Here is a 10,620-nt window from a genome sequence, read left to right as displayed (position 1 = left end):
TCCACTTACATAGGTGGTCGGCGCATGCGGCGCAAGGTCGCCCGCGCATAGCTTTGCGGCCAAAAAAAAGGCACCCATCCGGCCGAAGCCAAATGAGTGCCAAGATGAAGGTCTCAAGTCCTCGTCAGAGGATGAGCTCTTCTGGGTCGCAAGGGGGAATTATGCCCCGCACCCGATTCGTGATTGTATGGAAACGCCAAAACGACAGGGCGCGCAATTTTTGAAGGTTAACGGCTCACGTCTCGGACACGAGTGGGCTGACGCGGCCGGCGAGCTGCTTGCGGCCCTTGGTCGTCGCTTCGGTGTAGGTCGTCGGCTTGCCGAGCTGGCCGGGCGTCGCGCCGGCAAAACGCTTGATCTCGCGGATCAGGTGCGACTGGTCGTAGAAGGCGTCGCCGAGCTGCGCCGCGTCGAGCCCTTCGCCGCGCGCGAGCGCCGATGCGGCGCGCACCGCGCGATATTTGCGCGCGAGCATCCGTGGTGAGAGGCCGTAATAATGTTTCGTCATCCGCTCGACCGAGCGGATCGACATGCCCGTCGCCTCGACCAGTTCGGGCACCTGCGGCGAGGCCGACGCGGTCAGCCAGCCGTCGACGGTGCGGATGAACCACATTGGGGGATTTTCATTCCGGGTCAGCACCTCGCGTGCGAAATTATTACCGATGACCAGTTTTTCTTCGACCGTCGCGGCTTTTTCGAGCGCCACCGCAACCTCGTCGATCCACGGACCGAACAGGTCGGCGGCGTCGATGGCGCGATCGGTGAGCTTTTCGGTGCCGTCGCCGATCAAGGCGGCCCAGCCGGCCGGCAGCAGGCCGAAACCGAAAAGCTGCCCGGGGCCGTTGATGATCATGCGGACGCGCCCGCTGGTTGGGCCGATGATATTGGCGCGGCAGACCGGCGATTGATGACCGTCCGCAAAAATATACTCGCCCGTCGCGTCGCTCACGAAACGGAATTGGGGACGGTCGGCGCGCTCATATTCGTCGAAACGCTGCAAGCGGCTTCGCGCGAAATAGAAACTCGACACCATTTCCGCCAGATCGGGATCGGGCGGAAAATAATGCAGTTCGAACGGCGCGCTGCCGTCCACGCCCATCGGCGAGGATGAAGTTTGCGACATGAGACCCAGACCTTCGCAGCCTTTTGGTGGCTGCTTTCTTTTCTGGGTAAATCATTTGCCTTTCATCCCCGCGCGTCAAGCGCCAATCGTCAATTTCCTTAACCCTGCTGCGCGGCGATCCACAAATCGACGCGCCGTTCGAGGATGTCGAGCGGCACCGGGCCCGATTCGAGCACGACGTCGTGGAAGGTGCGGAAATCAAATTTTTCGCCGAGCGCCGCCTGCGCGCGGCCGCGCAATTCCATGATCTTGAGCTTGCCGATCAGATAGGCGGTCGCCTGTCCGGGATAGACGATATAGCGCTCGATCGCCTTTTCGATGTCGCCGTCGGGATTGGGCGTGTTGTCCTTCAGATACTGGATCGCCTGTTCGCGGCTCCACCTTTTGTCGTGGATGCCGGTGTCGACGACGAGCCTGCACGCGCGCCACAACTCCATGCCGAGACGCCCGAAATCGCTGTAGGGATCGGTGTAGAAGCCCATGTCCTTGGCGAGTTCCTCGGTATAAAGGCCCCAGCCCTCGGTATAAGCGGTGAAGCCGCCGAAGCGGCGGAAGGGCGGCAGGCCCGCGAGTTCGGTCTGCACCGCGCGCTGGAGGTGATGCCCCGGAATGCCTTCATGATAGGCGAGCGCCTCGAGCTCGGTCTTCGACATGTCGCGAAGGTCGTAGAGGTTCACATAATAGGTGCCCGGCCGCGAGCCGTCGGGCGAGGGCGATTGGTAAAAGGCTTTGCCCGCCGACTTCTCGCGGAACGCCTCGACCGCCTTCACTTGCAGCGGCGCCTTGGGGAGCGTGTTGAAGAAGGCGGGCAGGCGCGCTTCCATCGCTTTCACATGCGCATCGACCTCGGCGAGATAAGCTTCGCGCGTCGTATGGAAATATTGCGGGCTGGTGCGCAGATGCACGAAGAACTGCTGCAGCGTGCCCTTGAAGCCGACCTTCGCCATGATCGCCTCCATCTCGCCGTGGATGCGCGCAACTTCGGACAGGCCGAGGTTGTGGATTTGGGCCGCGGTCATGTCGGTCGTCGTGTAATTGGCGAGCAGCGCCTCATAATAGGCCTTGCCGTCGGGCAGCCGCCAGACGCCATCGGCGGTCGGTGCGCCGGGCTGCTGGCGCTTCATTTCGGCGAGCAGGCGCGTGTAGGCGGGGCCGGCGCTCGCCGACCACGCCGCCTTCGCGGCATCGACGAGCCGGTTTTTTTCCGCGGCCGCGATGTCGAGCTTGCCGACCTTGGCGGTGATATCCTCGATCAGCGCATTGTCGGGTTTCAGCAGATTCTGAATGTCCGAGATGACATAGGCATAGACCCATTTGGGCGGCTGGATGCCCATCTTCACGCGCTCGGCCGACTGCGCGGTCAGCGCGTCGATCACCGGACCCATGCCGCGGATGCGCTCGACATAGGCCTCGGCCTCGGCGGCGTTCGATACGCGGTGGATGTTGATCAGGAACGCCGGCATCTGGCTCTGCGCACCGCGCATCTGGTTGAACAGATAAACATGGTGGCGATAGGGGAAGAGGCTTTCCTCGCGCGCGGCCTGCGCGTTGAACAGCTCGAACGACAGCGCGTCGTCGGGCGACAGATTGGCGGGGTCGTAACTCGCGCGCATCGCGGCGGCGGTCGCCTGCTGCAGCTTGTTCCGGGCAACCTCGGCCTCGTCGCTCACATCGTCCCATTTGCCATAATCGCCGTCGCGGATCCCGCGATAGGCCTTGGTCTGCGGGGACAGCGATAGCTGCGCCTCGTCATATTTCTGGAAGAATTCGGCGAGCGGGGCGCCGGCGGGCACGTCCAGGGGCGTCGTCGCGGCGGGTGTCGAGGCGGTCGCGGGTGCCTGATCGATCGCGGCGGGCGCGCAGCCCGCCACGGCGAGCAGCAGCAGACCGGTGGACATTTTGGCGGCAAGGCGAAGGTGCGACACGATTTTCTCCCGGTTTTTCCAAGCATTCATGCTGGCCCGCGGGGGGCTTGCCATAGCGCCCGGCTCGGCGCAATGGCGGGCCATGTCGCTCTTCGCCTCGCTCACCGATGCCGCCTATGCGCTCGTCCGCCCGATCGTCCACGCCACCGACGGCGAGGCGGCGCACAATCTGACGCTGAACGCACTCCAGCCTTTGCCGCGCGCGCGGCGTGCGCTGACGAGCCCGGTGCTGGCGACCGAATTCGCGGGGCTCCACTTTCCCAATCCCGTCGGCGTCGCGCCCGGCTTCGACAAGGATGCGCGCGTCGCGCACGCGATGCCGCACTTCGGCTTCGGCTTCGTCGAGGTCGGCACGCTGACTCCGTTGCCGCAGGAGGGCAATCCGCGCCCGCGGCTGTTCCGGCTGGTCGAGGACCGCGCGGTGATCAACCGCATGGGCTTCAACAATGGCGGGCAGGCGGCGGCGGCCGACCGCATCCGCTGTCTGCGCCGCTACGGCCTGCCGGTGCCGCTCGGCATCAATATCGGCGCGAACAAGGACAGCGCCGACCGCATCGCGGATTATGCGAAGGGCACCGCGGCGATGGCGCCGCTTGCCGACTATCTGACGGTCAACATCTCGTCGCCGAACACGCCCGGCCTGCGCGCGCTGCAGGACAGGGGTGCGCTCGAAGCCCTGCTCGACGGCGTCGCGGCGGCGCAGCCCGCCGGGGCGGCGAAACCCGTGTTCCTGAAAGTCGCCCCCGACCTCGAACCCGCCGACATCGACGACATCGTCGCGGTCGCTTTCGACAAGGGGCTGGCCGCCGTCATCGTCTCGAACACCACGATCGAGCGGCCGTCGCTCGCCTCGCGCCACGCGGGCGAAGCGGGCGGCCTGTCGGGCGCTCCGCTCGCCGAACTGGCGCTGCGGCGCGTCAAGGATTTCCACGTTGCGAGCGGCGGCAAGTTGCCGCTCGTCGCGGCGGGCGGGATCGCATCGGCGGACGATGCGTGGGAGCGCATTCGCGCCGGCGCCGGGCTGGTCCAGATCTATTCGGCGATGGTCTATGAAGGCCCGGGGCTCGCGGCGCGGATCGCAAGAGGCCTCGAAGGACTGGCGGTGCGCGAAGGTTATGCGCGCGTTTCGGACGCGGTGGGAACGGCACACTGACGGGGTTGCGTTGGCCCGAGGGCCACGCCAATGTCGCGGCCATGTTGAAAAGATTCCTCGCGCTCGCCGCGCTCGTCACCTTCACCCTCCCGTCGCTCGCCACCGCGCAGGGCGTAACCTCGTCGGCCGATCCGCGCGCGACCGAGGCGGGGCGCGAGATTTTGCATCAGGGCGGCACCGCCGCCGATGCCGCCGTCGCAATGGTCGCGGTGCTGACGCTGGTCGAGCCGCAATCGAGCGGCATCGGCGGCGGCGGCTTCATGCTGCATCACAGTGCGAAGGACGGCATCTCGACGATCGACGGCCGCGAAATGGCGCCGGCATCGGCGAAGCCCGACCGCTTCCTCGGTCCCGACGGCAAGCCGCGTCCCTATATGGAAGTCATTCCCGGCGGGCTGTCGGTCGGCGTGCCGGGCAATATGCGCCTGATGGAAATGGCGCACAAAAAATGGGGCAAGCTCGAATGGAAGGCGCTGTTCCAGCCCGCGATCAAGCTCGCCGAGGAAGGCTTTCTGGTCACCCCCGCGCTCAACAATTGGCTCGTCGAGTTCGAGCCGATGTGGAAGGATTTCCCCGACGCGCGCGCGATCTATTATGTGGACGGCAAGCCCGCGCCGGTCGGCACCCGGCTCAAGAACCCCGCCTATGCCGCGATCCTGCGCGACATCGCCGCGCGCGGTCCCGACGCTTTTTATTCGGGCGCCAACGCCAAGGCGATCAGCGAGGCCGTCGCGAAGGCGCCGCGCAACGCGGCGGTGCTCACCGCGAAGGATCTCGCCGCCTATCAGGCGAAGGAGCGCCCCGCGGTCTGCACCAGCTATCGCATCTACAAGGTCTGCGGCATGGGCCCGCCGTCATCGGGCGCGACCACCGTCTTCGGCATTCTCGGCATGGTCGAGGGCTGGGATATGAAGGCGATGGGCAAGGACAATCCGATGAGCTGGCACCTGCTCGCCGAGGCGATGCAGCTCAGCTACGCCGATCGCGCCGCCTATCTCGGCGACGGTGATTTCTTCGATGTTCCGGTGAAGGGCCTACTCGACAAGGCTTATCTCGCGGAACGCCGCCAGCTCATATCGCCCTATCGCGCCGCGGGCCGCTACGAGCCCGGAACGCCGCCGGGCGTGAAGCCGCGCGCCGCCGCGCCCGCGATCCCCGAACAGGGCACGACGCATTTCGTGACCGTCGATGCCGCGGGCAATGTCGTCTCGATGACCTCGACCGTCGAGAGCATCTTCGGCAGCCAGCTCATCGCCAACGGCTATTTCCTCAACAACGAACTCACCGATTTCGATCTCGCGCCGACCAAGGACGGCGTGCCGACCGCGAACCGCGTGCAGGCGGGCAAGCGTCCGCTGTCGTCGATGTCGCCGACGATCGTTTACGGCCCCGACGGCAAGGTCGTGCTCGCGGTGGGCTCGGCGGGCGGCAAACGCATCATCATGCACGTGACCAAGGTGCTCATCGGCGTGCTCGACTGGGGGCTCGATGCGAAATCGGCGATGGAGCTGCCCAATCTCTTCTTCGGCAAGGGCGGCGTGCTGATCGAGAATAATGCCGCCGGGCAAGCGATCGCGGCGAAGATGGAGCCGTTCGGCTACAGCTTCACCGCCACCGGGCTCGGGTCGAAACTCAACGCCGTCGAATACACCGCGGCGGGCTATCGGGGCGCCGCCGATCCGCGCGGCCCCGGCAGCTCGTCGATCGACGGCGCGCCGGCACAGAATTGACCCAATGATAATATAACAGACGCAATAAATCTCCCTGGAGAGAGGCAGAATGAAGCTTGCAAATCCCCATCTCGACCATTTTCCAAGTCTGGTCGCGATGTTCTTCGACCGCGCGGGGCGTGGCGGCGAAGATCCCTTCCTGTGGCGCAAGGCCGACCGCGCGTGGCAGCCGCTGAGCTGGCGGCAGGTCGCCAATCAGGTCGCGGCGCTCGCGCATAATCTGCGCGAACTCGGCCTCAAGGAAGGCGACCGGGTGGTGCTGGTCAGCGAGAACCGGCCCGAATGGTGCATCGCCGACTTGGGGATCATGGCGGCGGGCTGCATCACCGTGCCCACCTATACGACCAACACCGAACGCGATCACCAGCACATCCTCGACAACAGCGGCGCGAAGGCGGTGATCGTGTCGACCGCGAAGCTCGCGCGGACGCTGATGCCCGCGGTCATGCGGTCCGAGGCGCATATCGTCATCACGATGGAAAGCCTGCGCGTCGGTCAGCAGGGCGAGGTGTCGGTCCACGACTGGGCGCCGCTCGTCGAAGGCGGCGAGACATATGTCGAGGAAATCAAGGCGCGGGGACTTGGCGTCAAGCGCGAGGATACCGCCTGCCTGATCTACACCAGCGGCACCGGCGGAGCGCCGCGCGGGGTGATGCAGCATCATGGCGCGATCCTGCACAATGCCGCGGGCGCGGCCGAAGTACTGGTCAACGACTTCGGGATCGGCGACGAAGAGGTGTTCCTGTCGTTCCTGCCGCTCAGCCACGCTTATGAACATTCGGGCGGCCAGTTCCTGCCGATCATGGTCGGCGCGCAAATCTATTATAGCGAGGGGCTCGAAAAGCTCGTCTCGAACATCGAGGAGACGCGCCCGACGATCATGGTCGTCGTGCCGCGCCTGTTCGAGGTGATCCGCGCGCGGATGATCAAGGCGGTCGAAAAGCAGGGCAAGCTTGCCAACTGGATGCTGGGTCAGGCGCTGCGCGTCGGCGAGAAGGATTATGAGCGGCGCATGGGGCTGCTCGACCGGCCGGTCGACCTGATCCTCGACAAATTATTCCGTCCTAAGATCGGCAAGCGTTTCGGCGGCCGGATGAAGGCGCTGGTGTCAGGCGGCGCGCCGCTCAATCCCGAAATCGGCGTCTTCTTCCACTCGATCGGGCTGACCTTGCTTCAGGGCTATGGACAGACCGAGGCGGGGCCGGTGATCAGTTGCAACCGCCCGAGTGCGGGGATCAAGATGGACACCGTCGGCCCGCCGCTGATGAACACCGAGGTGCGCATCGCCGACGACGGCGAAATCTGCGTTCGCGGCGAACTCGTCATGAAGGGCTATTGGCGCAACGACGCGGAGACCGAGCGTGTGCTGATCGCCGACGCCGCCGACCCCGACGCCGGGCCGTGGCTCCACACCGGCGACATCGGCCATATCGACGACAAGGGCCGGATCGTCATCACCGACCGCAAGAAGGATCTGATCGTCAACGACAAGGGCGACAATGTCTCGCCGCAGCGGGTGGAGGGCATGCTGACGCTCCAGCCCGAAATCCTGCAGGCGATGGTCTATGGCGACAAGCGCCCGCACCTCGTCGGCATCCTCGTCCCCGACCCCGAATGGGCGGCCGAATGGGCCGAGGCGGAAGGACTGCCCAAGGAACTGACGCTGCTGCGCGAGCATGAGAAATTCCGCGCCGCGATCCGCACCGCGATCGACCGCGTCAACGGCCAGCTTTCGGTGATCGAAAAGGTGCGCAAGTTCGACTTCGCCGATGAGCCGTTCAGCATCGAGAATGAGCAGATGACGCCGTCGATGAAGATCCGGCGCCATGTGCTGAGGCAAGTCTATGAGGACAAGATCGCCGCGCTGTATAGAGGACAAGATCGCGGCGCTGTATAAGGCATAGCCGTTGCCCCGGCGAAGGCGGGGGCCGTAGTCGTGCTTGCACATTAGGCGCTGCGTAAACTGTAAGCGGCCCCCGCCTTCGCGGGGGCGACGCCTTAAATGAGCAGGCGGGGGTGCGACCCGAAGAGCTCGGCGCAAACCGGGCCCCGCCTGCGACTGAACCAGCGGCTCAGCCTTTGTCCCCCTCCGGTTTGCGATAGGGGACGAACTCGCCGAAAACGCATGTCGGCCCGCGAATGCCGCTCGACCGGTCGACCAGATGGAAGAAATCGCCTTCGCAGGTCGACGACCCGAACTGGCGCACCACCATGATGTCGCTGTCGCGCGCGAGACCCGGGCAACTGCTTTTGAGATCGTTGCGATACACGAGGTTGCCGCCCGAGCGATAGAGCAGGATATTGTCCGACACGCGGATCGTTTCATTGGTGCGGTAGCTCGGCAGGCATCGCATCGGTTCGCCCGGAATCTTGCCCGCAAGCTGCTTGTCGAGCCGTTCGGCCTGTTTCGGCGTAAGCGCCGCGGCGCCCGGCTCGCCCGATCCGGCGGGCGCGCAGCTGGCGACCAGCGGCACGGCCGCGGTCAACAGCGCGGCAGCCATCAGGTTCAGCTTCGCCATGAAATTGCTCCTTGAGATCGGCCAATATGGTCGTTGCAGATGAATGGGTGCTGAAGCGGCGGCATCAGGCGGCATCCTTCAGTGCGCGGATACGCGCGAGTTCGGCCGCGTCGGGCGCGCGGAAAAAGGGGTTGGTCGCGCGTTCTTCGCCGATGCTGGTCGGCACCGTCGCCTCGCCCGCCGCGCGCGCGGCTTCGACCGCCGCCAATCGCGCGGCGAGGGCTTCGTTGCCGGGATCGACCGTCACCGCGAAGCGTGCGTTCGACAGCGTATATTCGTGGGCGCAGTAGACGCGCGTCGCGTCGTCGAGCGCGCCGAGCTTGCGCATATTGGCGAACATCTGCTCGGCGGTGCCCTCGAACAGCCGGCCGCATCCCATCGCGAACATCGTGTCGCCGACGAAGATCGCGGCGTCGTCCGCGAAATGATAGGCGATGTGCCCCGCGGTGTGCGCCGGCACGTCCCAGACGTCGGCGACATGGTCGCCCAGCCGGACCTTGTCGCCGCCCTTCACCTGGACATCGAGCGTCGGGATGCGCGCATATTCCGCCGCGGGGCCCGTGATCGTGCAGCCGGTAGCCTCCTTGATCGCGGCGTTGCCGCCGGTGTGATCGGGATGCCAGTGGGTGTTCCAGATGTCGGTGATCGTCCAGCCGCGGGCCGCCGCGGCTTCGAGCACGGGCTCGGCGACCGCGGGATCGACGACCATCGTCGCCGCGCTGGCGGGATCATGGACCAGCCAGACATAATTGTCGCTGAGGACGGGAATTCGGACGATGTCCAGCGCAGCCATTGTATCTCCTTTCCAGCGTCTCGCCCTTTCAAGACGGAGCGAGCGCGGGCGGGCCTTGGTTCTCCTGCTCAGGTCGCAAGGGCATCATAGCCCTGCTCGTTGAACTCGATCAGGCAGAATCCGTTGCCGAACGGATCGGCGAACATCGCCTGTCTGCCATAGGGCAGGTCCAATGTCTCGCCCTCCTGCACCGCGCCGGCGGCAAGGGTGCGCGTGATCGCATCGCGCAAGTCGTCGACGGTGAAATCGGGGTGCACCGGCGTCCAGTGCCGGTTGTAGCGGCGAAAGTCGCCGTCGTCGGGACCGATCGTCGACCCGGCGGGCTTGGCGATCAGATAGATCGGGATTTCGCATCCCGTCAGTTCGACGATGTCGTCACCCAACCGGCGGGCGGCGGACAGGCCAAGCGCCGCGGTGTAGAAAAGCTCGGCGGCGGCGAGGTCGGGCACGTCGATGTTGATCAACAGGCCCGGCATCGCGCGCTTCCTACCAGCTACCCGTGTTGGGCATCGACGCCCAGGGCTCGGCGGGATCGAGATATCCTTCCTGGAGCAGCTCGACCGAAATGCCGTCAGGCGAGCGCACGAAGGCCATATGGCCGTCGCGCGGCGGGCGGTTGATCGTCACCCCGGCGTCCATCAGCCGCTGGCACGTCGCATAGATGTCGTCGACCCGATAGGCGAGATGGCCGAAATTGCGGCCGCCCGTATAGTCTTCGGGGGCGCTGCCGTCGGCGGGCGGCCAATTATAGGTTAGCTCGACCTCGGCTACATCGCCCTGTTCCGGCGCGGCGAGGAAGATCAGCGTGAAGCGCCCGCCCTCATTGTCGAAACGGCGCGTTTCCTCCAGCCCGATCAGCTTGAAGAAATCGACGGTGGCATCGGGATCCGACACGCGGATCATCGTGTGAAGATATTTGGTCATCCGCCTATATTAGGCGCGAAGGGGCCGCGCTTCAAACGCTTCGAACAGGAATAGGAATTCGTCCGGCACCGGCGCCGGCGCGCCCTGCGCCTCGGCGACATGGACGTTGACGAGCTGTCCGGTGGCGCGCAGATCGTCCTGGCCCGCGCCGTGCAGTTCGAACAGGAAAGTCATCGAACTTTTCCCGACGCGCGACGCGCGCACGCAGATGTCGATCTCTTCGTCGAGCAGGATCGGAACCTTGTAATCGAGCTCGGCGCGCGCGACGTGGAATTCGGGAATGTTGTGGTCGGGCCAGCGGTCGTAAACGCCCGCGGCGCGCCAATATTCGGTGATCCCGATGTCGAAATATTCGAGGTAACGGCTGTTGAACACGACGCGCTGCGCGTCGATCTCGGCATAGCGGACGCGCTTGGTGACGTGGAACCGGAAGTCGCTGCGGGCCATGGGAAT

General features: G+C 65.3%; 10 protein-coding genes. 3 read left to right on the top strand and 7 right to left on the bottom strand.

Annotated elements, in window-relative coordinates; translation table 11 throughout:
* Positions 1-235: 235 nt before the first annotated feature.
* Both VFG17_RS05280 and VFG17_RS05275 read right to left on the bottom strand, forming a co-directional pair.
* A complete protein-coding gene (locus VFG17_RS05280) occupies positions 236-1,123 on the bottom strand; it encodes a helix-turn-helix domain-containing protein (RefSeq protein ID WP_325028417.1) in 888 nt (295 codons plus the stop codon).
* 98 nt (positions 1,124-1,221) lie between these two features.
* Entirely contained in the window at positions 1,222-3,048 is a 1,827-nt protein-coding gene (locus VFG17_RS05275; RefSeq protein WP_325028416.1) for a DUF885 domain-containing protein, read from the bottom strand.
* Between the two features lie 82 nt (positions 3,049-3,130).
* Between VFG17_RS05275 and VFG17_RS05270 the strand changes: the two genes are divergently transcribed.
* The 3 genes from VFG17_RS05270 to VFG17_RS05260 are packed head-to-tail and all read left to right on the top strand — an operon-like array spanning position 3,131 to position 7,828.
* Positions 3,131-4,201, top strand: a complete 1,071-nt coding sequence (locus tag VFG17_RS05270; protein WP_325028415.1) for a quinone-dependent dihydroorotate dehydrogenase — start codon at positions 3,131-3,133, stop codon at positions 4,199-4,201.
* Between the two features lie 41 nt (positions 4,202-4,242).
* Complete coding sequence (ggt, locus tag VFG17_RS05265) at positions 4,243-5,931, top strand: gamma-glutamyltransferase (protein ID WP_325028414.1); 1,689 nt, start codon at positions 4,243-4,245, stop codon at positions 5,929-5,931.
* A 49-nt stretch (positions 5,932-5,980) separates the two neighbouring features.
* Entirely contained in the window at positions 5,981-7,828 is a 1,848-nt protein-coding gene (locus VFG17_RS05260; RefSeq protein ID WP_325028413.1) for an AMP-dependent synthetase/ligase, read from the top strand.
* Between the two features lie 175 nt (positions 7,829-8,003).
* Here VFG17_RS05260 and VFG17_RS05255 read toward each other — a convergent pair whose 3' ends face one another.
* The 5 genes from VFG17_RS05255 to VFG17_RS05235 form a co-directional block, all read right to left on the bottom strand.
* Positions 8,004-8,450 (bottom strand): hypothetical protein, encoded by a 447-nt coding sequence (locus VFG17_RS05255; protein ID WP_325028412.1) that lies wholly within the window; start codon positions 8,448-8,450, stop codon positions 8,004-8,006.
* Between the two features lie 64 nt (positions 8,451-8,514).
* The gene (gene gloB, locus VFG17_RS05250) at positions 8,515-9,243 is read right to left on the bottom strand and encodes a hydroxyacylglutathione hydrolase (RefSeq protein WP_325028411.1); all 729 of its coding nucleotides are present in this window, start codon (positions 9,241-9,243) and stop codon (positions 8,515-8,517) included.
* Between the two features lie 68 nt (positions 9,244-9,311).
* The gene (locus VFG17_RS05245; RefSeq protein ID WP_325028410.1) at positions 9,312-9,719 is read right to left on the bottom strand and encodes a VOC family protein; all 408 of its coding nucleotides are present in this window, start codon (positions 9,717-9,719) and stop codon (positions 9,312-9,314) included.
* A gap of 10 nt (positions 9,720-9,729) precedes the next feature.
* Complete coding sequence (locus tag VFG17_RS05240; RefSeq protein ID WP_325028409.1) at positions 9,730-10,167, bottom strand: VOC family protein; 438 nt, start codon at positions 10,165-10,167, stop codon at positions 9,730-9,732.
* A 9-nt stretch (positions 10,168-10,176) separates the two neighbouring features.
* Positions 10,177-10,614, bottom strand: coding sequence for a thioesterase family protein (locus VFG17_RS05235; protein WP_325028408.1), 438 nt, complete (start codon positions 10,612-10,614; stop codon positions 10,177-10,179).
* Between the last annotated feature and the right edge of the window lie 6 nt (positions 10,615-10,620).

The sequence above is a fragment of the Sphingopyxis sp. genome (assembly GCF_035686825.1).
Classification (GTDB): domain Bacteria; phylum Pseudomonadota; class Alphaproteobacteria; order Sphingomonadales; family Sphingomonadaceae; genus Sphingopyxis.
This window is presented reverse-complemented; position numbering and strand designations above follow the sequence as displayed.

Excerpts from the sequence above, each read along its gene's own strand:
- VFG17_RS05280 (WP_325028417.1), bottom strand. The coding sequence starts at position 1,123 with ATGTCGCAAACTTCATCCTCGCCGATGGGCGTGGACGGCAGCGCGCCG.
- VFG17_RS05270 (WP_325028415.1), top strand. The coding sequence starts at position 3,131 with ATGTCGCTCTTCGCCTCGCTCACCGATGCCGCCTATGCGCTCGTCCGC.
- ggt (WP_325028414.1), top strand. The coding sequence starts at position 4,243 with ATGTTGAAAAGATTCCTCGCGCTCGCCGCGCTCGTCACCTTCACCCTC.
- VFG17_RS05260 (WP_325028413.1), top strand. The coding sequence starts at position 5,981 with ATGAAGCTTGCAAATCCCCATCTCGACCATTTTCCAAGTCTGGTCGCG.
- VFG17_RS05255 (WP_325028412.1), bottom strand. The coding sequence starts at position 8,450 with ATGGCGAAGCTGAACCTGATGGCTGCCGCGCTGTTGACCGCGGCCGTG.
- gloB (WP_325028411.1), bottom strand. The coding sequence starts at position 9,243 with ATGGCTGCGCTGGACATCGTCCGAATTCCCGTCCTCAGCGACAATTAT.
- VFG17_RS05245 (WP_325028410.1), bottom strand. The coding sequence starts at position 9,719 with ATGCCGGGCCTGTTGATCAACATCGACGTGCCCGACCTCGCCGCCGCC.
- VFG17_RS05240 (WP_325028409.1), bottom strand. The coding sequence starts at position 10,167 with ATGACCAAATATCTTCACACGATGATCCGCGTGTCGGATCCCGATGCC.
- VFG17_RS05235 (WP_325028408.1), bottom strand. The coding sequence starts at position 10,614 with ATGGCCCGCAGCGACTTCCGGTTCCACGTCACCAAGCGCGTCCGCTAT.